The sequence below is a fragment of the Pseudomonas sp. UBA5706 genome (assembly GCF_002419965.1).
In the GTDB taxonomy this organism is placed as follows: Bacteria; Pseudomonadota; Gammaproteobacteria; order Pseudomonadales; family Pseudomonadaceae; genus Aquipseudomonas.
Genome location: NZ_DIHC01000034.1, coordinates 32,389 through 57,075, shown reverse-complemented (window position 1 = coordinate 57,075; position 24,687 = coordinate 32,389). Strand labels below are relative to the sequence as shown.

The 24,687-nt window shown below is 58.9% G+C and carries 18 protein-coding genes and 2 tRNA genes; 17 read left to right on the top strand and 3 right to left on the bottom strand.

Annotated features, from left to right (window positions below; all coding sequences use genetic code 11):
* Window positions 1-8 precede the first annotated feature (8 nt).
* The 7 genes from hflX (at window position 9) to B3I26_RS16345 (ending at window position 9,366) form a co-directional block, all read left to right on the top strand.
* The gene (hflX, locus tag B3I26_RS16375; RefSeq protein ID WP_296259067.1) at window positions 9-1,310 is read left to right on the top strand and encodes a ribosome rescue GTPase HflX; all 1,302 of its coding nucleotides are present in this window, start codon (window positions 9-11) and stop codon (window positions 1,308-1,310) included.
* Between the two features lie 96 nt (window positions 1,311-1,406).
* Entirely contained in the window at window positions 1,407-2,588 is a 1,182-nt protein-coding gene (gene hflK, locus B3I26_RS16370) for an FtsH protease activity modulator HflK (RefSeq protein WP_296259066.1), read from the top strand.
* Entirely contained in the window at window positions 2,588-3,457 is an 870-nt protein-coding gene (gene hflC / locus B3I26_RS16365) for a protease modulator HflC (protein WP_296259065.1), read from the top strand. Before hflK ends, hflC begins: the two co-directional genes overlap by 1 nt.
* 297 nt (window positions 3,458-3,754) lie before the next feature.
* The gene (locus B3I26_RS16360; RefSeq protein WP_296259064.1) at window positions 3,755-4,942 is read left to right on the top strand and encodes an ATP phosphoribosyltransferase regulatory subunit; all 1,188 of its coding nucleotides are present in this window, start codon (window positions 3,755-3,757) and stop codon (window positions 4,940-4,942) included.
* Window positions 4,943-4,996: 54 nt separating this feature from the next.
* Entirely contained in the window at window positions 4,997-6,289 is a 1,293-nt protein-coding gene (locus tag B3I26_RS16355) for an adenylosuccinate synthase (protein WP_296259063.1), read from the top strand.
* Window positions 6,290-6,437: 148 nt separating this feature from the next.
* Window positions 6,438-8,372: a methyl-accepting chemotaxis protein gene (locus B3I26_RS16350; RefSeq protein WP_296259062.1), complete on the top strand. Its 1,935-nt coding sequence runs from the start codon at window positions 6,438-6,440 to the stop codon at window positions 8,370-8,372.
* A 751-nt stretch (window positions 8,373-9,123) separates the two neighbouring features.
* The gene (locus tag B3I26_RS16345) at window positions 9,124-9,366 is read left to right on the top strand and encodes a hypothetical protein (protein ID WP_296259061.1); all 243 of its coding nucleotides are present in this window, start codon (window positions 9,124-9,126) and stop codon (window positions 9,364-9,366) included.
* Between the two features lie 234 nt (window positions 9,367-9,600).
* On the opposite strand, the gene B3I26_RS16340 is transcribed toward B3I26_RS16345, so the two are convergent.
* Window positions 9,601-9,687: transfer RNA gene (locus B3I26_RS16340), tRNA-Leu, on the bottom strand.
* A gap of 212 nt (window positions 9,688-9,899) precedes the next feature.
* Window positions 9,900-9,986, bottom strand: a tRNA-Leu gene (locus B3I26_RS16335).
* A gap of 213 nt (window positions 9,987-10,199) precedes the next feature.
* Between B3I26_RS16335 and rnr the strand changes: the two genes are divergently transcribed.
* From rnr to B3I26_RS16295, 8 genes are all read left to right on the top strand, one after another.
* Window positions 10,200-12,827, top strand: a complete 2,628-nt coding sequence (gene rnr, locus B3I26_RS16330; protein ID WP_296259060.1) for a ribonuclease R — start codon at window positions 10,200-10,202, stop codon at window positions 12,825-12,827.
* Window positions 12,824-13,573, top strand: coding sequence for a 23S rRNA (guanosine(2251)-2'-O)-methyltransferase RlmB (gene rlmB, locus B3I26_RS16325; protein WP_296259059.1), 750 nt, complete (start codon window positions 12,824-12,826; stop codon window positions 13,571-13,573). The genes rnr and rlmB overlap by 4 nt, the downstream gene beginning before the upstream one ends.
* Window positions 13,574-13,807: 234 nt before the next feature.
* Complete coding sequence (gene rpsF / locus B3I26_RS16320) at window positions 13,808-14,230, top strand: 30S ribosomal protein S6 (protein ID WP_062379020.1); 423 nt, start codon at window positions 13,808-13,810, stop codon at window positions 14,228-14,230.
* A 28-nt stretch (window positions 14,231-14,258) separates the two neighbouring features.
* Entirely contained in the window at window positions 14,259-14,489 is a 231-nt protein-coding gene (rpsR, locus tag B3I26_RS16315; protein ID WP_037015707.1) for a 30S ribosomal protein S18, read from the top strand.
* Window positions 14,490-14,530: 41 nt separating this feature from the next.
* Window positions 14,531-15,427, top strand: a complete 897-nt coding sequence (locus tag B3I26_RS16310) for a hypothetical protein (protein WP_296259058.1) — start codon at window positions 14,531-14,533, stop codon at window positions 15,425-15,427.
* 20 nt (window positions 15,428-15,447) lie between these two features.
* Window positions 15,448-15,894 carry a 50S ribosomal protein L9 gene (gene rplI / locus B3I26_RS16305; RefSeq protein WP_296188284.1) on the top strand — a complete coding sequence of 149 codons (447 nt, stop codon included), beginning with the start codon at window positions 15,448-15,450 and terminating at the stop codon, window positions 15,892-15,894.
* A 148-nt stretch (window positions 15,895-16,042) separates the two neighbouring features.
* Window positions 16,043-17,440, top strand: coding sequence for a replicative DNA helicase (gene dnaB, locus B3I26_RS16300; RefSeq protein WP_296259057.1), 1,398 nt, complete (start codon window positions 16,043-16,045; stop codon window positions 17,438-17,440).
* Between the two features lie 240 nt (window positions 17,441-17,680).
* Window positions 17,681-19,990, top strand: coding sequence for a YgiQ family radical SAM protein (locus B3I26_RS16295; protein WP_296259056.1), 2,310 nt, complete (start codon window positions 17,681-17,683; stop codon window positions 19,988-19,990).
* A 48-nt stretch (window positions 19,991-20,038) separates the two neighbouring features.
* Here B3I26_RS16295 and B3I26_RS16290 read toward each other — a convergent pair whose 3' ends face one another.
* On the bottom strand, window positions 20,039-20,527 hold the full coding sequence (locus tag B3I26_RS16290; protein ID WP_296259055.1) for an Hcp family type VI secretion system effector: 489 nt from the start codon (window positions 20,525-20,527) through the stop codon (window positions 20,039-20,041).
* 191 nt (window positions 20,528-20,718) lie between these two features.
* Here B3I26_RS16290 and B3I26_RS16285 point away from each other — a divergent pair, with 191 nt between their 5' ends.
* Window positions 20,719-21,153, top strand: coding sequence for a hypothetical protein (locus tag B3I26_RS16285; RefSeq protein ID WP_296259053.1), 435 nt, complete (start codon window positions 20,719-20,721; stop codon window positions 21,151-21,153).
* Between the two features lie 170 nt (window positions 21,154-21,323).
* Window positions 21,324-24,617 (top strand): DUF2126 domain-containing protein, encoded by a 3,294-nt coding sequence (locus tag B3I26_RS16280; protein WP_296259052.1) that lies wholly within the window; start codon window positions 21,324-21,326, stop codon window positions 24,615-24,617.
* Window positions 24,618-24,687: the final 70 nt, after the last annotated feature.

Sequence of the window (24,687 nt, the reverse complement as noted above, 5' to 3'; positions counted from 1 at the left end):
AGTCTGCCTTGTTCTTTGAGCGCCACGAAGGTGGTGAGCGGGCAATCCTCGTTCATTTGGATGGTCAGGACCCTGAGGCGCGTGAAGATCCGCAGGAGTTCCGGGAGCTGGCTCTTTCGGCAGGTGCCGACATTGTTGCGTTCATCAACGTGCCACGGCATCGGCCAACCGCCAAGTATCTGGTAGGCAGCGGCAAGGTCGAGGAGTTGCGCGATCTGGTCCACGCCGAAAAAACCGATCTGGTCATTTTCAATCACGTCCTTACGCCCAGTCAGGAACGCAACCTCGAACGTGTTTTCGAGTGTCGCGTGCTTGACCGTACGGGCCTGATTCTCGACATTTTCGCCCAACGCGCGCGGACTCATGAAGGCAAATTGCAGGTCGAGCTTGCACAGCTCGAGCACATGAGCACGCGTCTGGTTCGCGGATGGACTCACCTTGAGCGTCAGGGCGGTGGTATTGGCCTGCGCGGTCCCGGTGAAACCCAGCTCGAGACGGACCGTCGTCTGCTGCGGGTTCGCCTGCGTCAGATCAAGGGTCGCCTTGAGAAAGTCCGCAGCCAGCGTGATCAGGCTCGTCGCGGCCGTTCCCGCGCTGACATCCCGACTGTCTCCATCGTGGGCTACACCAACGCCGGGAAATCGACACTGTTCAACGCGGTGACCGACTCCGATGTCTACGCCGCTGACCAGTTGTTCGCGACGCTGGACCCGACCCTGCGCCGACTGGAACTCAACGACCTGGGGCCGATCGTGCTGGCCGACACGGTGGGATTTATCCGCCATCTGCCACACAAACTGGTCGAGGCCTTCCGGGCGACGCTCGAAGAATCGAGCAACTCGGACCTTCTGCTGCACGTCATCGACGCTCACGAGCCCGACCGCATGGAGCAGATCGAACAGGTGATGGCGGTACTGGGAGAGATCGGTGCCCAGGACTTGCCGATGCTTGAGGTCTATAACAAACTCGATTTGCTCGAGGGGGTCGAGCCTCAGATTCAACGCGATGCCGACGGCAAGCCGCAGCGGGTCTGGGTTTCCGCTCGTGATGGTCGAGGTCTGGATCTGCTCAAGCAAGCCATTGCAGAGCTGCTGGGCAACGATCTGTTCGTTGGCACCCTGTGTCTGTCGCAACGTTTCGCAAGGCTGCGTGCTCAGTTCTTTCAGTTGGGCGCAGTGCAGAGCGAAGAGCATGACGATGAGGGGCAGAGCTTGTTGGCGGTACGTTTACCCCGAGTTGAATTCAATCGCCTGGTGAGTCGCGAAGGACTGCAGCCGCTGGAATTCATCGAGCAACACACTTTGCAATAAAAGCCTTCAGAAGCGGTTGTGCTGCTTCGATGGGCATTCTGTAGCATTGGTCGGCGCGCCGTGGGCGCGTCTTTGCTTTATCAGATGGAGAGCGCTATGGCTTGGAATGAGCCGGGTGGCAACTCGAATAATCAGGATCCTTGGGGTGGTAAGCGCAAGGGCGGCGACCGTAAGGGGCCGCCGGATCTCGACGAGGCCTTCCGTAAGCTGCAGGAAAGCCTGAGCGGGTTGTTCGGTGGTGGTAAGAAACGCAGTGGTGGCGATGGCGGCGGCAATGGCGGTGGATCGGGCAAGAGCGGCGGATTTGGCTTGCTCGGCATCGGTCTTGTCGTGCTGCTCGCCATCTGGCTCTACAACGCTATCTACGTGGTCGACGAGCAAGAGCAGGCGGTGGTTTTGCGTTTCGGCAAATACTACGAAACGGTCGGGGCTGGTTTGAACATCTATTTCCCGCCCTTCGATCGCAAATACCTCGAGAACGTCACGCGTGAACGGGCGTACAGCAAGCAGGGCCAGATGCTCACCGAGGACGAGAATATCGTCGAAGTGCCATTGACCGTGCAGTACAAGATCACCGACCTGCAGGCTTTCGTGCTGAACGTTGATCAGCCTGAAGTCAGTCTGCAGCATGCAACCGAGAGCGCACTGCGCCACGTGGTCGGCTCGACCGCGATGGATCAGGTGTTGACCGAAGGTCGCGAGCTGATGGCCAGCGAGATCAAGGACCGCCTTCAGCGTTTCCTCGACACTTATCGCACTGGTATTACCGTGACCCAGGTGAACGTGCAAAGCGCTGCGGCACCTCGTGAAGTTCAGGAAGCCTTCGATGACGTGATTCGTGCCCGTGAAGACGAGCAACGTTCGCGCAATCAGGCTGAAACCTACGCCAATGGTGTCATTCCAGAAGCCCGTGGTCAGGCCCAACGCATCGTTGAAGATGCCAACGGTTACCGCGATGAAGTGGTGTCCCGCGCCAAAGGTGAGGCCGACCGCTTCACCAAACTGGTCGCCGAGTACCGCAAGGCGCCGGAAGTTACGCGCGAGCGCTTGTATCTGGACACCATGCAAGAAGTGTTCAGCAACACCAGCAAGGTGCTCGTGACCGGCGACAAGGGCCAGAACAACCTGCTTTACCTGCCACTGGACAAGATGATCGAGAGCAGTCGTAACGGCTCGACACCGGCGTCGAGTGCGGCAGCGGCCACCGCCGTTGACCCTGGCTCTCGAGCCGCGGACCTGCAACAGCAACGCGACACGCGCACGAGGGAGACTCGCTAATGAGCAATAAATCTCTGGTCGCCCTGATCGTTTGTGTCGTGCTCGCCGTCGTGGCGTGGAACAGCTTCTATATCGTCGCTCAGACCGAGCGAGCGGTGCTGCTGCAATTCGGTCGTGTGGTCCAGGCCGATGTTCCGCCGGGCCTGCATGTAAAGGTTCCTTATGTGAACCAAGTGCGCAAGTTCGATGGTCGCCTGCTGACGCTGGACGCGCCGACGCAGCGTTTCCTGACGCTGGAAAAGAAGGCTGTCATGGTCGACGCCTATGCCAAATGGCGCGTGAAAGACGCTGAGCGTTTCTACACTGCGACATCGGGTCTGAAGCAAATCGCCGACGAGCGTCTGTCTCGCCGTCTTGAATCGGGCCTGCGTGACCAATTCGGTAAACGTACCCTGCATGAGGCCGTGTCGGGTGAGCGTGATGCCTTAATGGCGGACATCACCGCGTCGCTGAACAAGATGGCCGAGAAAGAACTGGGCATCGAAGTGGTCGATGTTCGTGTAAAGGCAATCGATCTGCCCAAGGAAGTGAATCGTAGCGTGTTCGAACGCATGAGCACCGAGCGTGAGCGTGAAGCGCGCGAGCACCGTGCCAAGGGTAACGAGCTGGCCGAAGGCATTCGTGCCGATGCCGATCGGCAACGCCGGGTGCTGCTGGCCGAGGCCTATCGCGAGTCCGAGGAGGCGCGTGGTGATGGTGATGCACAGGCCGCTGCGATCTACTCCAAGGCTTATGGTCAGGATCAGGAGTTCTATGCGTTTTATCGCAGCCTGCGCGCCTACCGCGAAAGCTTCGCCAACAAGAGTGACGTGATGGTCCTCGATCCGGGCAGCGAGTTCTTCCGCTATCTGGAGAAAGCAAAACCGTAACGTGTACCGTGGTCGATGATCCCGCCGGGCGGCAAAACTGCCTGGCGGGGTGATCGTATGGCAAAACGTGTGTATGATGCGGCAGCCGGGAAATTCCCGGCTTTTTTGCGTCTACACGATTGATTGGCCGTGGCGTATTTCGTGCGCGGCAGTTTTTTCGAGGACAGTGTTCGCAAAACTGCAGCGCAGTTTGTTCGGGGATGAAGCGTCCCCGGCACGTTCGCTGGGTTGAACGCTGTCTGCTTCACTCAAGGCTTGCCCAAGGGTTGGCCGCCCGGATGATAGGGGAAAGGCGTAATGGCAACGGTTGACCGCTGGCTGCTGCCGGATGGCATCGAGGAAGTACTGCCGCCGGAAGCTGCGCGCATAGAAGTGGCGCGTCGTCAGGTGTTGGATCTGTTTCAGAGCTGGGGCTACGAGTTCGTCGTTACCCCGCACATCGAATACCTTGAATCACTGCTTACGGGAGCCGGCCAGGATCTGGATCTGCGTACCTTTAAAGTCATCGACCCGCAGTCGGGTCGGCAGATGGGCTTTCGCGCGGACATTACCCCGCAAGTTGCCCGCATCGATGCTCACACCCTGCGCCGCGAAGGGCCGAGCCGTCTGTGCTATGCCGGCAGCGTACTGCACGCACAGCCTCGTGCATTGTCGTCCTCGCGCAGCCCGATTCAACTGGGTGCCGAGTTGTACGGGGATGCCAGCCCGAGCAGCGATGTCGAAGTCATCAGCCTGATGCTGGCTATGCTGCAACTGGCGGATGTGCCCGACGTACATATGGACCTCGGTCATGTCGGCATTTACCGGGGCTTGGCCCGTGCGGCCGGGTTGTCCGGTGAGGTCGAGCAACAACTGTTCGATGCCCTGCAGCGCAAAGCGATCGATGAAGTCATTGCGCTGACGGCGAACCTGCCAGCGGACCTGGCTGCCATGCTGCGCGCGCTGGTCGATCTGTGTGGCGGTCGCGAGGTGCTCGCCGCTGCCCGCGAACGTCTGGCCAGGGCGCCGACGCCGGTGATAGAAGCGCTGGATGATTTGCTGGAAATCGCTGAGCGTCTGTCGGCTCGTTTCCCTGAGTTGCCGCTGTACTTCGACCTCGGTGAGCTTCGGGGCTATCACTACCATACCGGGGTGGTATTCGCGGTGTTCGTGCCGGGCGTCGGCCAGTCGATCGCCCAGGGTGGTCGTTACGATGATATCGGTGCCGACTTCGGTCGCGCGCGTCCGGCAACCGGTTTCTCCACCGATTTAAAAACCCTGGTCACGCTGGGGCAGGCACGGATCAAGCTACCATCGGGCGGTATCTGGATGCCTGACAGCACCGACGCGGCACTCTGGCAGAAGGTTTGTCAGCTACGCAGCGAAGGTCAGCGCGTGGTTCAAGCGTTGCCCGGCCAATCGGCCGGGGCCGCGAAAGAAGCCGACTGTGATCGGCAATTGATTCAGCATGGCGAGTTCTGGCAGGTAATGCCGCTGGCCTCTTGAGTTTTCCAGTCGGCTGCCGCCGGCACCAAGTTTGCGCGAATGAGGACAAGTGTTATGGGTAAGAATGTCGTAGTCCTGGGCACCCAATGGGGTGATGAGGGCAAAGGCAAGATCGTTGATCTGCTGACCGAACATGCTACCGCGGTAGTACGCTATCAAGGCGGCCACAACGCCGGTCACACCCTGGTGATCGATGGCGAAAAAACCGTTCTGCACCTGATTCCGTCCGGTGTACTGCGCGAAGGCGTGCAGTGCCTGATCGGCAATGGTGTGGTCGTAGCGCCTGACGCTCTAATGCGCGAAATCACCAAGCTGGAAGATAAGGGCATTCCTGTGCGCGAGCGTCTGCGCATCAGCCCGTCCTGCCCTCTGATCCTGTCCTACCACGTGGCGCTGGATCAGGCGCGTGAGAAAGCCCGTGGCGAGCACAAGATCGGCACCACCGGTCGTGGCATCGGCCCGGCATACGAAGACAAGGTCGCGCGTCGCGGCCTGCGTATTGGTGATCTGTTCCATCGTGAGCGTTTCGCCGCCAAGCTGGGTGAGCTGCTGGATTATCACAACTTCGTGCTGGTCAATTATTACAAGGAGCCGGCGGTCGACTTCCAGAAAACACTCGACGAGTGCATGGAATACGCAGAGCTGCTCAAGCCGATGATGCTCGATGTCACCGCCGAACTGCACGCCCTGCGTCGCGCTGGCAAGGACATCATGTTCGAAGGCGCGCAAGGTTCGCTGCTGGACATCGATCACGGTACCTACCCGTACGTCACCAGTTCCAACACTACCGCTGGCGGCATCGCCACCGGGTCGGGGGTCGGCCCGATGTTCCTGGATTACATCCTCGGCATCACCAAGGCCTATACCACTCGCGTCGGGTCGGGTCCGTTCCCTACCGAACTGTTCGACGATGTCGGCGCATTCCTGGCCAAGCGTGGTCATGAGTTCGGCGCAACGACCGGTCGCGCTCGTCGTTGCGGCTGGTTCGATGCGGTCATCCTGCGTCGCGCCATCGACGTCAACAGCATTTCGGGCATCTGCTTGACCAAGCTGGACGTTCTGGATGGTCTGGAAACCATTAACATCTGCGTAGGTTACAAAAACGAAAACGGTGCGGTAATCGATGCGCCGACCGATGCTGACAGCTACATTGGCCTGGAGCCGGTATACGAGCAGGTCCCAGGCTGGAGCGAATCGACCTTGGGCGCAAAGACCCTGGAAGAGCTGCCAGCCAACGCTCGCGCGTATATCAAACGCCTGGAAGAACTGGTGGGCGCGCCGATCGACATTATTTCGACAGGCCCGGATCGCAACGAAACCATCGTATTGCGTCATCCGTTCGACTGATAGTCGTGGAAATAAAGAACAGGGTCGCCCAGGCGGCCCTTTCTTTTGCCCGCTTGAACTCAATTACAGAACGGCACGGGCTTTGCTGCAGATAACGTCATAAAAAATGACATCATTTTGATGGCGTTTTGTTGTGAGGGAGTCTCCGGTGTTAGCTATACTTTCGCTTTTGCGCAGCCGCTTGCTGCGACCCGTATTCATTGCCCTGGGCATCGCTCTTTTGGTGCAAGTGCTCGTAGCGGTCGCCCTGACCCGGAGCACGGTGACTGCGCTTGAGGGGGAGCTTGCTGCGCGCCTGAGTGTAGATTCGCAACACTTGTCAGGCGAATTGGAGCACGCAAGTCGTGACGTAACGTCCAGCCTGGACAGCCTTTCACAAAACACCCGTCAGCGCTTGAGTGCTGGTCTTTCCACCCGTTTGAAAGACGAACAGAGGCAACTGCGTGCCACGCTGGAAGCGGATCTAAAGGACTCTGCCACTGACATGGCGGAGCTGCTTGCCGCTGTCGCTCCACGTGCGATGTGGGATGGCGATACTCCGACCCTTTCCGAATTCGCACGCCGTGCCCAGCGCAATCCCAACGTGCTGTTCGTGGTGTATGACGACGCCCAAGGCGAGCACCTGACCCGATACCTCAACCGTGATAACGAGTCGATAAAGGCGCTGTTAGCCAAGGGGGAGGGCGAGCGGGCGATGGACAAGGTGCTCAGTGCTGCGCAGAAAGATCCATCGGTCTACTACGTCGAAGCGTCCATCAGTCCAAATGGCGTCGAGATCGGCAAAGTGCGGATGGGCGTATCGACGGCTGCGGTCGAAAGCAACCTGGCCGCCCTTGATAAGCGCTTCACCGCGCTGATTGGCAATGGCGAACAATTGGTGTCCGACAGTCTCGGTGGTGCGGCCACGGAAAGCTCCGCGGCTCTGCGTTCCCGTCTGCAAGTAGCACAGACAGCCGCATCGGCGATGACGACCAACACCAGCTCCACGGTTCGGGAGGCGGCCGAGGCCTTGCGCTGGAGAATCGGTGTCGGTCTGGCACTGGTGGGGCTGGGTGTGTTGCTGGTGCTGGCGGTGGTGCTGGGGCGTCGCGTCGTTTTACGCCTGCAGTTACTCATTCATGCGCTGGACGATCTGGCGGCAGGCGAGGGTGATCTGACCAAGCGGGTCATGCTCAACAGTCATGACGAAATCGGCGACATGGCGTCAGCGGTCAACCGCTTTGTCGACAAGTTGCAGCCTATTGTTCGGGAGGCGGGGGATGTCGCGCGGCAGACAGGCGTGGAAATTGGCTCCATGAGCAGGCGCAACGCCGGCGCCGATGCCACTGCGCAATTGCAGCGCGACGAAGTGGCTGCAAGCCTTCAGGCGCTGGGACGGATGGCTGATGAGGCGCAGGCTGAGAGTCAGGCAATGCAGGCAGCGCTGCAACAAGTGGTGGATATTCGCCAAGCCACTGACGAGACCACGCGTACTTCCGCCCAGGTTGGGAATTTGATCGAAGCGCTTGCTGGACAAGTCGAAACCGGTGCACAGGTTATCGAGCGTCTTGCACAACAAAGCGAGCAGATCGAGGTGGTGCTGGAAGTCATTCACGGCATTGCTGAGCAAACCAACTTGCTAGCGCTGAATGCTGCAATCGAGGCGGCGCGTGCAGGCGAGACCGGGCGAGGTTTTGCTGTGGTGGCGGACGAAGTTCGGGCGTTAGCCAGCAAGACTCAGAGCTCGACCGGCGACATACAGGCACACATCTCTAAGTTGCAATCGGGCGCCAAGGAAGCTGTGGCTACCATAGGCCTGGCTGGGCGTCAGGCGAAGGAAGGGCTTGAAGTGTTGCGTGACAGTGCGCGTCTGCAGAAAAGCGTCCAAGCGTCGGTCGAGCAGGTGCATGCCGCCATTGGCCTGGCGACCCGCGCGGCTGAACTTCAGGCCCAAGGTGCGCAGGCCGTGAGAGGTCGGGTAGAAGTGATTCATGACCAAGCGGAAAAAGCGGCTCGGGCGGTTGTCGAGACAATGGCCAGCGGCAAGACCCTGGACCGATTGGCGGCGCAATTAAAGGCGAGCCTGGGGCAGTTTAAGGCGTGACGCTAGTTGAGGGGATCGATATAAAGCCGGCCCTGTATATCGCGATATTTACTTAATTGTGGCATTAGCAACGGTGATGTCGATGCGTCCGATAATTCTCCTCCTCGGCTATCATTCTTCATCATCTGTTCTGGAATGCAAGTTAGCCTGCCGTATTGTTACGTTGTGCTTGAAGTTGCTGAAAGGATATTGGCACTTTCTGACCCGGTGTGCGCACGCCTGCCTGGTCAGAATCGAGGGCGAAAAAATGGCAAACACCCCAGTGTTCTATAAGTATCCTACAAAGCCCTGGGTGCCAACGATAAAGGACAAAACGAAGAACGTGCAATATATTGTGCGGGCCTATCGATTGCCGATTCCGGAACAAGCAACTACTAAAGATTTGGCATACAGAGGAGACATGGTCCTTCCGTTCCTTTTTGCAATCGGAGCAAAGCGTTGGTTATTTCAGTTTTAATCTGGGTGATCATTTGCGGTTAGTATTCCTCGAGGCGACCGGGCGTGATCCGACCATTTATTGGCAGGCTGAGTTGATGGCGCAGGACGTCACCCAGTTGATTGGATCTACCTAAAAGTTGAAGGCGCTTCGAGGAAGAATGGCCAAAATCAGCTATTAAGTGACTGCAAAGGCTGAGGGCTTGATTTAGCAGCGTCTCAACTCTCAGAGGCTCAAAAGAATACGCTTGAGTTCAACTAATTCGAGAATAATAATGACGCGAGTGGTGTCACGTTTACTCTTGAATATCCCGGAATGGCGTTGGATGAGACGGTGAAAATCATCAGGCGGGGGATCAAGGACAATGCAACGACCGTTGACTATGATGACGCGGACTTTAAAGTCGACTCTTCCGACCTGCGGGCACAATCCGTCACTGCTAAGCTGCCGGTCCCTGATTATTCGCCATTGGTTGGGGGAAGTTTGGTTGTTAATTACTGGGTTTATCGCGACAAGCTTTGGTATCCGTCTGATAAAAGTACTTTCAAGGTGGGCTAGTGCCCGATTCGATGTCCTCTTGATCAGGAGATCATGCAGGGGGGGTAGCGCAAGCGCGCGAGGCGCAGTTCAGCCTGGTGTGGGACTGCGCCATTTCGTATGGGCGTGCGCGCCATGTGTTCCAGCCATGCGGAGCGGCTGCCAGTGATGGCTCGCATTGGTCCACATTTATCGCCGGACCCTGTCAACCCCCAGAAAGCACAAAACCGAGCGCATGGCTCGGTTTTGTTTGTTTGGTGCCCAGGAGAAGACTCGAACTTCCACGACCGTAAGGTCACCAGCACCTGAAGCTGGCGTGTCTACCAATTTCACCACCTGGGCATGGCGCTGATTTAATTAGATTTTTCATCTCATTGCAACAAGATTTTGAGAAATATCGGGGAGGAGTGACAATCAGGCGGGGCCGGGATCGGGCGCAGGGCGCAGCAAGACAGCGGCGAGGAACTGATCTACGCTCAAAACTGCTTTATAAGACGGAATTTTCAAGGCTCAGAAAGCACAAAACCGAGCACTTGGCTCGGTTTCGTTTGAATTGGTGCCCAGAAGAAGACTCGAACTTCCACGACCGTAAGGTCACCAGCACCTGAAGCTGGCGTGTCTACCAATTTCACCATCTGGGCAATGCGTTGATTTCGCTCGATATTTCGTTTGATTTCAACTACAACTTGGCAGTGCCGTCGTTGTGGGGCGCATCTTACGGACGAGAATCGGGGCTGTAAACCCCTGCGGTGAAATTTTTTTGAAATAGCGAAAAGTCTCAGCAAACGCTGTCTTCGCGTTTCAATCTGGTATATGCCAAACTAATTACATACAGATAAGGTGAACTCATTCTAATGGCCGATTGGCAGTCCCTCGATCCCGAGGCCGCTCGTGAAGCGGAAAAATACGAAAACCCCATCCCTAGCCGTGAGCTGATTCTGGCACACCTCTCCGAGCGCGGATCGCCCGCTGCCCGTGAGCAACTGGTGGAAGAATTTGGTCTTACGACTGAAGACCAGATCGAGGCACTGCGCCGCCGTCTCCGTGCTATGGAGCGCGATGCGCAATTGATCTATACCCGCCGCGGAACCTACGCGCCGGTGGACAAGCTGGATCTGATTCTGGGTCGCATCAGCGGTCATCGAGACGGCTTCGGCTTCCTGGTTCCCGATGATGGCTCCGATGACCTGTTCATGAGTCCGGCGCAGATGCGTCTGGTGTTTGACGGCGACCGTGCGCTGGCACGAGTCTCTGGCCTGGATCGCCGCGGCCGTCGCGAAGGCGTGATCGTGGAAGTCATTTCCCGCGCGCATGAAACCGTTGTGGGTCGCTATTTCGAAGAGAGCGGCATCGGTTTCGTCGTGCCTGATAACCCAAAGATCCAGCAGGAAGTGCTGGTCACGCCCGGCCGCAATGCCGACGCCAGGGTGGGTCAGTTCGTTGAAGTGAAGATCACCCACTGGCCAACGCCGCGCTTCCAGCCGCAGGGCGACGTGGTCGAAGTCGTGGGCAACTACATGGCGCCAGGCATGGAAATCGATGTCGCGCTGCGGACCTATGACATCCCTCACGTCTGGCCTGAAGCCGTACTCAAGGAAGCCGCCAAGCTCAAGCCGCAAGTCGAGGAGAAAGACAAGGAACACCGCGTCGACCTGCGCCATCTGCCATTCGTGACGATCGACGGCGAAGACGCCCGCGACTTCGACGATGCGGTCTATTGCGAAGCCAAGCCCGGCAAGCTACGCCTGTTCTCCGGCGGCTGGAAGCTTTACGTGGCCATTGCCGACGTCTCCAGCTACGTGAAGATCGGTTCTGCGCTAGACGCCGAATCCCAGGTGCGCGGCAATTCGGTGTATTTCCCAGAGCGTGTGGTGCCGATGCTGCCGGAGCAGCTGTCCAACGGCCTGTGCTCGCTGAATCCACTGGTAGACCGTCTGGCAATGGTTTGCGAGATGACCATCTCCAAATCCGGCGAGATGACCGACTACGTGTTTTACGAAGCGGTGATCCACTCCCACGCGCGCCTCACCTATAACAAGGTCAGCTCGATCCTTGAGCACCCGAAAACCACCGAAGCTCGGCAGCTTCGTGGCGAGTACAGCGAAGTCGTGCCGGACCTGAAACAGCTTTATGCGCTGTACAAGGTACTTTTGGCCGCCCGACACACGCGTGGCGCGATCGATTTCGAAACCCAGGAAACCCGGATCATTTTCGGCACCGAGCGCAAGATTGCGGAAATCCGTCCTACCACCCGTAATGATGCTCACAAGCTGATCGAGGAATGCATGCTGGCGGCCAACGTGGCCACTGCTGAATTCCTCAAGAAGCACGAAATTCCGGCCCTGTATCGCGTCCACGATGGCCCGCCGCCCGAGCGCCTGGAAAAACTGCGCGCTTTCCTCGGCGAGCTGGGTCTTTCCCTGCACAAGGGTAAAGACGGCCCGTCGCCGAAGGATTACCAGGCGCTGCTGGAGACCATCAAGGATCGCCCGGATTACCACCTGATCCAGACCGTGATGCTACGCTCGCTAAGCCAGGCGGTTTACAGCTCGGACAACAACGGCCACTTCGGTCTGAATTACGAGGCGTACACGCACTTCACCTCGCCGATCCGGCGTTACCCGGACCTGCTGACGCACCGCGCGATTCGCAGCGTCATCCGCTCCAAGCAGGAGACCCCGCACGTTCGCCGGGCCGGTGCGCCGACTATTGCAAAAGCGCGCATCTATCCGTACGACGAAGCCGGACTGGAGCAATTGGGCGAGCAATGCTCGATGAGCGAACGGCGTGCCGACGAGGCGACGCGCGACGTAGTGAACTGGCTCAAGTGCGAGTTCATGAAGGACCGCGTGGGTGAGTCGTTCCCGGGTGTCATCACGGCTGTGACGGGGTTCGGTCTGTTCGTTGAGTTGACTGACATCTACGTTGAGGGGTTGGTGCACGTTACCGCGTTGCCGGGCGACTACTATCACTTCGATCCGGTTCATCATCGCTTGGCCGGTGAGCGCACAGGTCGTAGCTTCCGCTTGGGCGACACCGTTGATGTACGGGTCATGCGCGTCGACCTCGACGAGCGCAAGATCGACTTCGAAATGTCGGAAAAAACCACCAGCGCGCCGATTGGCCGCAAGCGCAAGGCTGCAGAGCCTGCTGCACCGGTGGAGAAAGAGAAAGAGAAAGCCAGTGCCTCCCGGCCAAGCCGTCGCAGTGCCAGCAAAGAGCCGGTCGTCGAGGCCTATCGTCCGAGCGATGCCGTAGCGAAAAACGCCGAAGTGCGTAAAAGCCGCGAGATGAAGAAGGCGCTTTTGGCAGAAGCGAAGGGTGGTGGCAAGGCTTCGTCGGGAAAGCCGGCACGGAGTGATTCCGCTCCAACGGCTGGTACAGCAGGGAAACCGAGTAAGCACCGTAAGGGTTCGTCAAAATCGGACTCGGCCCCGGCTGCCAAGAGCGGCGGGGCGCGTAAACCTAAGGCGAAGTCATGAGTCAGCTGGAGAAAATCTACGGCGTGCACGCTGTGGAAGCTTTGTTGCGCCACCATCCAAAACGGGTCAAGCAGATCTGGCTGGCTGAGGGGCGTAGCGACCCGCGTGTGCAGGTATTGATCGAACTGGCTGCGCAGAATCGCGTGTCGATCGGTCAGGCTGAGCGCCGGGAAATGGACGCCTGGGTTGAAGGCGTTCATCAAGGTGTGGTGGCGGATGTGAGCCCAAGCCAGGTCTGGGGCGAGGCGATGCTCGACGAGTTGCTGGACCGTACCGAAGGCGCACCGCTGATTTTGGTGCTTGATGGCGTAACCGATCCGCACAACCTCGGCGCTTGCCTGCGTACCGCCGACGCGGCAGGTGCGCTGGCAGTGATCGTACCTAAGGACAAGTCCGCAACGTTAACTCCGACGGTACGAAAAGTCGCATGCGGCGCGGCGGAAGTGATTCCACTGGTCGCAGTGACTAACCTGGCACGCACGCTTGAGAAGCTCCAGCAGCGCGGGCTGTGGGTTGTCGGCACAGCGGGCGAGGCCGAACAAGAGCTGTATCAGCAAGACCTGACCGGCCCGACAATCCTGATCATGGGGGCGGAAGGCAAAGGTATGCGCCGCCTGACCCGTGAGCATTGCGACTACCTGGTTCGCCTGCCCATGGCGGGCAGCGTTAGCAGCCTGAACGTCTCCGTGGCAACAGGCGTTTGCCTGTTCGAGGCCATGCGCCAGCGCGCCGCTGCACGGAAATAGTCTGCCTCAAGCTACAAGCCTCAGGCTCAAGCGGTTCCTGCGTTGGCTTGTAGCTTGTATCTGTTGCTCAAATATTCACCAATCTCCTTGCTTCGTCACGGGGCCTTCCCTACAATTGCGCCCCTTGCTGTCACGGCAGGCGCTCATGTGCCTGTCCCTGTGCAAGATAAACCAGTGTTATTCACTCCTTGTCTGACCGCTTTGGCGGCAGGCTACAACCCGTAAGGAGCATTCATGCGTCATTACGAAATCATCTTTCTGGTTCACCCGGACCAGAGCGAGCAAGTCGGCGGCATGGTTGAGCGTTACACCAAGCTGATCGAAGAAGACGGCGGCAAGATCCACCGCCTGGAAGATTGGGGTCGTCGTCAACTGGCCTACGCAATCAACAATGTTCACAAGGCTCACTACGTGATGCTGAACGTTGAGTGCACTGGCAAGGCCCTGGCCGAGCTGGAAGACAACTTCCGTTACAATGATGCCGTGATCCGTAACCTTGTCATCCGTCGCGACGAAGCCGTTACCGGCCAGTCCGAAATGCTCAAGGCTGAAGAAAACCGCAGTGAGCGCCGTGAGCGTCGCGACCGTCCTGAGCACTCCGACGCTGAAGGCGTTGACAGTGATGACAGCGACAACAGCGATAACGCTGACGAGTAATCCACGGACCTTTTGAGGAGCCCATTACATGGCACGTTTCTTCCGTCGTCGTAAATTCTGCCGCTTCACAGCTGAAAATGTGAAGGAGATCGATTACAAGGATCTCAACACCCTGAAAGCCTACGTATCCGAAACCGGCAAGATCGTTCCTAGCCGCATTACCGGTACCAAAGCTCGTTATCAGCGTCAGCTGGCTACCGCTATCAAGCGCGCCCGCTTCCTGGCCCTGCTGGCCTACACCGACAGCCACGGCCGCTGAGACCAGGTTAAGTCGACAAAACGCAGTAAGGGATAAATCGCATGCGCGCCATGGCTGACTTCATCATGCGCGGCCGCGTGCAGGCCACTCTGGTAGTGGTTGGATGTGCGGCGTTGCCGCTGTTGTTCTGGTTGAGTGCTGCCGCAGGTTGCCTTGTGCTCCTGCGACGCGGGTTGAGCGACGCCTTGAGCGTACTCGCCTGGGCTCTGCTGCCGGCCTTGGTCTGGTGGTATTTCGGTGAACCACGCACCCTGATGGTGTTGCTGGGTTCATGGGGGTTGGCGGCTGTGTTGCGCGCCAGCGAGTCCTGGGTCCGCGTGCTGCTGGTCAGCGTGGGGCTTGGATTGTTGTACGCAGTGATTCTGGGGGCGGTTTTCCGCGAGCCCATCGAAGCCATGGCGGGGGAGTTGCAGAAACTTCTGCCTCACGTCTTCGGTGATGTCTACCAGCAGATGTCGGTAGAAGAGCGAGCGCGTCTGGGAGCACTGATTACACCGGTCCTTAACGGCCTGATAGCAGCGTTGTTGCAGATCGTCAGCGTGGTATGCCTGATTCTTGGGCGTTACTGGCAGGCGTTGTTGTATAACCCGGGCGGTTTCGGGCGCGAGTTTCGCAGCTTGAAACTCCCGCGGGCACCGATGCTGGTGCTGCTGGTGTGCATGCTAGTGGGACCGAATTTCGGTCCGCAACTGGCAATGTTGACGCCGTTGTGCAGCGTGCCGCTCATGTTCGCGGGGCTGGCTCTGGTTCATGGTCTGGTGGCTGCAAGGCGCCTGACCCGGTTCTGGCTGGTGGGGTTGTACGTCACGTTGTTGCTGTTCATGCAGCTGATTTATCCGTTGCTGGTGGTGTTTGCCATTGTCGACAGCCTGATTGATTTTCGCGGCCGTCTGGCGTCGAAGGACGCCGATAACGGTTCTGCGAACGGTGAAGGTTAAAGTTAAGAGGTTATTACCAAATGGAACTCATCCTGCTGGAAAAAATCGCCAACCTGGGCAACCTGGGCGACAAAGTAAACGTTAAGGCTGGCTACGGTCGTAACTACCTGCTGCCTTTCGGCAAAGCCACCGCTGCAACCGCTGCCAACCTGGCCGCGTTTGAAGAGCGTCGCGCTGAGCTGGAAAAAGCCGCTGCAGACCGTAAAGCTTCGGCTGAAAGTCGTGCTGCTCAACTGGCTGAGCTGGAAGTGACTATCACTGCCACCGCTGGTGACGAAGGCAAGCTGTTCGGTTCGATCGGTACTCACGACATCGCTGACGCACTGACCGCCTCTGGCGTTGAAGTTGCCAAGGCTGAAGTTCGTCTGCCGAACGGCACCATCCGTAACGTTGGCGAATACGACGTAGCCGTGCACCTGCACAGCGATGTTGAAGCAACCGTTCGCGTTGTTGTGGTGGCTGCTTAAGCCGTTTGATTCCTGCACCCTGGTGCGGGAATCTGACCGTTTGGCGACTCGCTCGTCAGCCGGTTAGCATTGGGCACGGTCCTGTTCTCAGGTCGTGCCCTTTGTCATTTCTGAGTATCCTGTTTCAACTCCCTGATTCCGTGTGGCCATGAACGATATTTCCGCTCCCGAGCAATACGACCTGCAAACCGCTGCCCTGAAGGTGCCTCCGCATTCCATCGAGGCCGAACAGGCCGTGCTCGGTGGTCTGATGCTGGACAACAACGCCTGGGAACGCGTGCTTGATCAGGTTTCGGATGGCGATTTCTACCGGCATGACCACCGCTTGATCTTTCGCGCCATCGCCAAACTGGCCGATCAGAACCTGCCTATCGACGTCGTAACCCTGTCCGAGCAACTGGACAAGGAAGGCCAGACGTCGCAAGTCGGCGGCCTTGGCTATCTGTCCGAGCTGGCGAAGAACATTCCGTCGGTCGCCAACATCAAGGCCTACGCCCAGATCGTGCGGCAGCGCGCGACTTTGCGGCAACTGATCGGTATCAGCAACGAAATCGCCGACAGCGCGTTCAACCCGGAAGGGCGCACCGCTGAGGAAATCCTCGACGAAGCTGAGCGGCAGATTTTTCAGATCGCTGAAGCGCGGCCCAAAACCGGCGGCCCGGTGGGGGTCAACGACCTGCTCACCAAGGCCATCGACCGTATCGACACCTTGTTCAACCTCGGTGAGGGGATCACAGGTCTGTCGACCGGTTACACCGACCTCGATGAGAAAACCAGCGGTCTGCAGCCCTCTGACCTGATTATTGTTGCGGGCCGTCCGTCGATGGGTAAGACCACCTTCGCGATGAACCTGGTCGAGAACGCGGTGCTGCGTAGCGAAAAGGCGGTGTTGGTCTTCTCGCTCGAGATGCCAGGCGAATCGCTGATCATGCGTATGCTTTCCTCGCTCGGTCGCATCGACCAGACCAAAGTCCGCTCCGGTCAACTGGACGATGATGACTGGCCGCGGCTGACCTCTGCAGTGAACCTGCTCAATGACCGCAAGCTGTTCATCGACGACACGGCTGGTATCAGTCCGTCGGAAATGCGCGCGCGGACTCGTCGACTCGTGCGTGAGCATGGCGAGATCGGCATGATCATGATCGACTACCTGCAACTCATGCAGATTCCGGGCTCTAGCGGTGATAACCGGACCAACGAGATCTCCGAGATTTCCCGGTCCCTGAAAGCGCTGGCCAAGGAATTCAACTGTCCGGTGGTGGCGCTCTCACAGCTCAACCGCTCGCTTGAGCAGCGGCCCAACAAACGTCCTGTGAACTCCGACTTGCGGGAATCCGGAGCGATCGAGCAGGACGCCGACGTCATCATGTTCGTGTACCGGGACGAGGTGTATCACCCGGAAACAGAGCACAAGGGTATCGCTGAAATCATCATCGGCAAACAGCGTAACGGCCCCATCGGCTTTGTACGGCTGGCGTTTATCGGTAAGTACACGCGCTTTGAAAACCTGGCGCCGGGTAGTTACAACTTTGACGATGATGAGTAGGTCAGCAAAACCTCGGCCCCCGCAAGGCGACCAACGCGGTCTTTCTGAATACGGCACGTTGCAATAAATGCAGGAGCGCGCTTGCTCGCGATAGCCCCAACGGGCACCAAAACCGCAATCCCACGCCAACCCACAAATCCGACCTACGCCGTCGGATTTGATCAAATTTTGTGCTATTCTCCGCGCCCGCGAATTCCCACGCGAAACTCGCCTTCCTGATTACGAACACTGGTCATCGACATGCAAGCAGCCAAGCCGTTATTTGACTATCCCAAGTACTGGGCCGAGTGTTTCGGGCCAGCGCCTTTCCTGCCGATGAGCCGGGAAGAAATGGATCAGCTCGGCTGGGATTCCTGCGACATCATCATTGTTACCGGTGATGCCTACGTCGATCACCCGTCGTTTGGCATGGCAATCATCGGCCGGCTGCTGGAGTCGCAAGGCTTTCGCGTCGGGATCATTGCCCAGCCAGACTGGAAATCCAAAGACGACTTCATGAAGCTGGGCGAGCCGAACCTGTTCTTCGGTGTTGCTGCCGGCAACATGGACTCGATGATCAACCGCTACACCGCAGACAAGAAAATCCGTTCCGACGACGCCTACACCCCTGGCGGCATGGCCGGCAAACGCCCGGATCGTGCGAGCCTGGTGTACAGCCAGCGCTGCAAGGAAGCCTATAAGAACGTGCCAATCGTTCTTGGCGGCATCGAGGCCTCGCTGCGTCGCATTGCGCATTACGACTACTGGCAAGACAAGGTGCGCAACTCGATTCTGATCGACGCCTGCGCCGACATTCTGCTGTACGGCAACGCCGAACGGGCGATCGTCGAGGTGGCCAATCGTCTGTCCTACGGCGAAACCATCGAAAGCATCACCGATGTGCGCGGCACTGCGTTCATCCGTCGCGACACGCCTGAGGGCTGGTACGAAGTCGATTCCACCCGCATCGACCGGCCGGGCAAGGTCGACAAGATCATCAATCCGTATGTGAACACCCAGGACACCCAAGCCTGCGCCATCGAGCAGGAAAAGGGTCCGGTCGAGGATGCCAACGAAGCCAAGGTCGTGCAGATCCTGGCGAGCCCGCGCATGACCCGCGACAAAACCGTCATTCGCCTGCCGTCCATGGAAAAAGTGCGTAACGACCCGGTTCTGTACGCGCACGCCAATCGCGTATTGCACCTGGAAACCAACCCCGGCAACGCCCGTGCATTGGTCCAGAAGCATGGCGATGTCGATGTCTGGTTCAACGCGCCACCGATTCCGATGACCACCGAAGAAATGGACTACGTGTTCGGCATGCCGTACGCACGTATTCCTCATCCTGCTTACGGCCAGGAAAAGATTCCGGCCTACGACATGATCCGTTTTTCGGTAAACATCATGCGCGGCTGTTTTGGCGGCTGCACCTTCTGCTCGATCACCGAGCACGAAGGCCGGATCATCCAGAACCGCTCCCACGACTCGATCATTCGCGAGATCGAAGAGATCCGTGACAAGGTGCCTGGCTTCACCGGCGTCATTTCCGACCTCGGCGGTCCGACCGCGAACATGTATCGCATCGCCTGCAAGAGCCCGGAAATCGAATCCGCCTGCCGCAAGCCTTCGTGTGTGTTCCCTGGCATTTGCCCGAACCTGAACACCGACCACTCGGCGTTGATCCAGCTGTATCGCAGTGCGCGTGAACTGCCGGGTGTGAAGAAGATCCTGATCGCGTCTGGCCTGCGTTACGACCTGGCAGTCGAGTCGCCGGAGTACGTCAAGGAACTGGTGACCCACCACGTTGGTGGTTACCTCAAGATCGCCCCGGAACACACCGAGGAAGGTCCGCTCAACCAGATGATGAAGCCGGGCATTGGCAGCTATGACAAGTTCAAGCGCATGTTCGAGAAATACTCCAAAGAAGCGGGCAAGGAGCAATACCTGATCCCGTACTTCATCGCGGCCCACCCCGGCACCACCGATGAAGACATGATGAACCTGGCGCTGTGGCTCAAGGGCAACGGCTTTCGGGCTGACCAGGTGCAAGCGTTCTATCCTTCGCCGATGGCCAGCGCGACCGCCATGTACCACTCGGGCAAGAACCCGCTGCGCAAGGTTACGTACAAGAGCGACGCGGTCACCATCGTCAAGAGTGAGGAGCAGCGCCGTCTGCACAAGGCGTTCCTGCGCTATCACGATCCGAAGGGTTGGCCGATGCTGCGCGAGGCGTTGGAGCGCATGGGGCGTTCCGACCTTATCGGCCCTGGCAAAAACCAGCTGATTCCGTCTCATCAGCCTGAGACCGAGGGGTACCAAAGCGCTCGTCGCAATAACTCAACCCCGGCTGGCAGCCATAAGGTGGCCAGGACCACTAAGATCCTCACGCAACACACTGGCCTGCCGCAACGTGGCAGCGACGGCAGCAAGCCTTGGGACAAGCGCGAAGAAGCCAAGGCCGCCGCTGCTGCACGCAACAAGCAGGCTGCCAAGGAGCGCGCCGATGCAGCCAAAGGTGGGAAGGGCGCAAAGAGCAATAAGCCCTCGCGCCAACCTGTCTTTCCGCGCTGACGAATCACGCGGTACAAAAACGCCAGCTTTAGAGCTGGCGTTTTGCGTTTACATCTTCACGTTTTCGCGGATGTTCCAGCCGTACTTCACTGGCCCGCCATCCTTGCTACCGTCTGCTTTCTGCGGCTGATAACTGATTTCGACCTTGCCGAAGTTCAGCGCGATGGTCTCGCGCAATGTCTCATCGCCGCTACCGGCATCCGTATGATAGGAGGCGACCATCACTTCCTTGAGCGTGATGATCATGTACTCCACGGGGGCGGTGCCGCCGGCCTTGCGCACAGTCAGCGTCGCTTCCGGGTAATGCTTGCCGCTGGAACACGCCATCATCAGATTGGGCGAGGCCTTGTCCAGCGCCTTGTTGAGATTCAGGTTCTGCATGCTGACCTTGCCCGCCCCACCGCCGCCGCCCTGATGCATCGAGCCTGCTTGCGACATGCCCCACTGCATCGTATGAATGTCTATCTCTTCGGCGTGGACGCTGTCCTTGGACTCGCCTTTGATATCGCCCAGCTTCAAAAACATATCGATTGCCATTAATGCTCCCTGAAAAACAGTGATCGACCCATTGTCGACGCGCACCTTTTCGCACTGGCGCCATGACCGCAATACGCTCAGAGAGATTGAGACCGTTCCTACACCACAGTGAAATCCCTCCTACATCGACACCACCATTGACTGCCTATCCTTCCTCGCATGAACACGTGTCAGGATGAAAGGATTCGTTCATGAAGGGCTATTTTCCATTCTTCATCAGTGGCCTGCTCGCAACCGTCGGTTCTGTGATGATGACAGGCATCCTGACGACCAGCGCGTTCTACCCGGATGTACCGCCAGACATCAGCAGACTGTGGATGGAACGAGCGGTGACAGTGGCCATCGTCTTCGTTTGCGTTTGCCACGTCTTCGTCATCCTGGGCCGTCCACGGTGGATATGGGGCATCGTTCTGGTGTTGTTCTCATGCTTGCTCACAGTGCTGCCGACCATCGAACACCGCCCACATAAGGTCAGTTATTTTCTGGGAGTGTTTTGCCCAATACTCGGGCTGTTGGTTCTCAACTGCGCTCAGTATCGGGAGTTGCGCAAAGCCGTCCTGCGGCTCCGTTATCAGCGCAACCGCTTTCTCGCGATCCGCCACGCCCGAGGACGTCGCCGTAAATAACTTCACCCGCCTCATTTCCGTGCGAGCCTTGCACCATCCGCCGAAGCGGGCGCGGTTTTGGTGCCGTGCCTGGCTGACCGAGCCCCTGCAGCGCCAAACGCGGCAGACTTGTCTGGCTGGCATAAGTCTTGCGCGGTTTCGCTACCGTCCAGGCTCGCAGGAGGCACGCCGTGTCGATTCACTTTGCCTTGCACCATGTCACGCATTACCGCTATGAACGGGCGGTGGAGCTGGGGCCGCAGATCGTGCGCCTGCGGCCGGCGGCGCACAGCCGTACGCGAGTGTTGTCCTATTCGCTGAACGTGCTGCCTGACAATCACTTCATCAATTGGCAGCAGGACCCGCAGGGCAATTACCTGGCACGGCTGGTATTCCCTCAGCGGACCGACGAACTGCGCATTGAAGTGGATCTGGTCGCCGAGATGGCGGTGTTCAATCCGTTCGATTTTTTCCTCGAGCCCTACGCCGAGAAGATCCCGTTCACCTACGCCAGAGATGAGCACCACGAGTTGTTGCCGTATCTGGAAAAGCTGCCACTGACACCCAGGTTTCAGGCCTACCTGGACAGCATTGACCGCACCCCTGTGCCGGCCATCGATTTTCTGGTGAACCTCAATCAGCGCCTGGCCAGCGACATCGGTTATCTGATTCGCATGGAACCGGGCATTCAGACCCCGGAATTCACCCTTGAAAGCGCGTCAGGCTCCTGCCGGGATTCGGCTTGGTTGCTGGTGCAGTTGCTGCGCCACCTGGGAATGGCTGCGCGGTTCGTTTCCGGATATCTGGTCCAGCTTAAGGCTGACGTCAAAGCGCTGGATGGTCCCTCCGGCACCGATGTTGATTTCACCGACCTGCATGCCTGGTGCGAGGTATACCTGCCCGGTGCAGGCTGGGTGGGGCTTGATGCCACGTCCGGGCTGTTTGCCGGTGAGGGCCACATCCCGCTGGCGTGCAGCCCTGAACCGTCTTCCGCGGCGCCGATCAGCGGGATGGTGGAGCCGTGCGAAACCCGGTTTAGCCACGAAATGTCAGTGGAACGTATCTGGGAGGCACCGCGTGTCACCAAGCCTTATAGCGAAGCGCAGTGGTTTGAAATTCAGGCGCTAGGTCGACAGATCGACAGCGACTTGATCGCCAGCGATGTTCGCCTGACCATGGGCGGCGAACCGACCTTCGTGTCCATCGATGACCGCGACGGCGACGAATGGAACACTGCCGCGTTGGGGCCGAAAAAACGCGCGCTCTCTGCCGAGTTGTATCAGCGCATGCGCGCACATTACGCGCCCCACGGCCTCGTGCATTTTGGCCAAGGCAAATGGTACCCGGGCGAGCAGTTGCCACGCTGGTCGCTGAACTGCTTTTGGCGTCGCGATGGCCAACCGGTATGGCGCAATGCCGCGTTGATCGCTGATGAAAAGCAGGATTACGGCACCGACGGCGAGCTGGCCGGACGCTTCCTGCGCAACGTTGCCGAGCGGCTGAAACTGCCGACGCGTTACGTCTTCGCGGCCTATGAAGATCACTTCTATTACCTGTGGCGTGAAGGCGCCTTGCCAAAAAACGTCACCGCTGAAGATTCGCGCCTGAGCGACGATCTGGAGCGCGCGCGGCTGAGGAAAGTCTTTGCCCAGGGCCTGGACGAGATCATTGGTCACGTCCTGCCGCTGGCGCGCACTGCCGCCGATGATCGCTGGCAGAGCGGGCGTTGGTACTTGCGCGACGACCACTGCCGGCTGGTGCCAGGGGATTCTCCCTTGGGCTATCGTCTGCCGCTGGCTTCGCAGCCGTGGGTCAACGCTGCGCAATACCCGTACATTCATCCGATCGACCATAACCAGGACTTCCCGGATCTGCCGGACCGTGATGAGGTGCAGAGCAGTCTGAACAACCTGACCGATCAAAAAGACACCGACAGCGAACGTACGCCGAAAATCGATGAATCGGCGCACTGGCTGACCCGCACCGCGTTGAGCGCGCAAGCGCGGGAGGGGCGTCTGTATCTGTTCATGCCGCCGTTGCCATCTCTTGAGGCCTACCTTGAGCTGGTGGCCGCCATAGAAGCGACCGCCGAGGCGCTGAATTGTCCAGTGTTGCTTGAAGGTTATGAGCCGCCGAGTGATCCGCGCCTGGCCAACTTCCGTATTACACCGGATCCGGGGGTCATCGAGGTCAACGTGCAGCCTTCATCCACGTGGGACGAGTTGGTCGAACGCACCGAGTTTCTGTACGAGCAAGCGAGGCTGACACGCCTGACCACCGAAAAATTCATGATCGACGGGCGTCACACCGGCACCGGCGGCGGTAACCACTTCGTGCTGGGTGGCGCGACGCCGGGGGATTCACCTTTCCTACGTCGGCCTGATCTGCTGCGCAGCCTGATCAGTTACTGGCATAACCATCCGTCGCTGTCGTACCTGTTCTCCGGCCTGTTCATTGGTCCGACCTCGCAGGCTCCGCGTGTCGACGAGGCACGCAACGACTCGCTGTACGAGCTGGAGATTGCTTTCTCGCAGATGCTGGCGCCAGGTGAGGAGTGCCCGCCCTGGCTGGTGGACCGGCTGCTGCGTAATCTGCTGATCGACGTGACGGGCAATACCCACCGCGCCGAGTTCTGCATCGACAAGCTGTACTCGCCCGATGGCGCCTCCGGCCGTTTGGGGCTGCTGGAGCTGCGTGCGTTCGAGATGCCGCCCCATGCGCGCATGAGTCTGGCGCAGCAGCTGCTGTTGCGGGCCCTGGTCGCTCGATTCTGGCGCGAGCCCTATGCACCGGCCAAGCTGGCCCGTTGGGGCACAGAACTTCACGATCGCTTCATGCTGCCGCACTTCATCGAGCAGGACTTCGCTGATGTCATCGACGAACTCAACGTGGCCGGTTATCCGCTGCGCACCGAGTGGTTCGCGGCGCATCTGGAGTTTCGTTTTCCGAAAGTCGGCGACTACGCGGTCAGCGGTATCGAGCTGGAACTGCGTCAGGCTCTGGAGCCCTGGCACGTGCTGGGTGAGGAGGGCGCGGCAGGTGGCGCGGTGCGCTACGTGGACTCGTCGCTTGAGCGCTTGCAGGTGAAAATCACGGGGCTGCCGCCGCAGCGCTACCTGTTGACCTGTAACGGCGTGCCGGTGCCGCTGCAGCCCACTGGCCGGGTCGGTGAGTTCGTGGCGGGAGTGCGTTATCGCGCCTGGCAGCCGTTCAATGCCTTGCAGCCCACCATTCCCGTGCATGCGCCGCTGGTGTTCGACATTCTTGATACCTGGATGCAGCGCTCGCTCGGCGGCTGCGAGTACCATGTCGCCCATCCGGGGGGGCGCAATTATGAATCCCTGCCAGTGAACGCCAACGAAGCCGAGAGCCGGCGCCTGTCGCGGTTTTTCCGCATCGGCCACAGCCCCGGCAAACTGACGGTACCCGAACTGACCGTCAACGATGAATTACCCATGACGCTGGATATGCGTCTGCATCGGTAAAAACACGGCCCGGACGGTCAGCCTGAATTTGCACGTCAGGCTGACCCGGAAAGTGGCCGCAGGGAAGCCA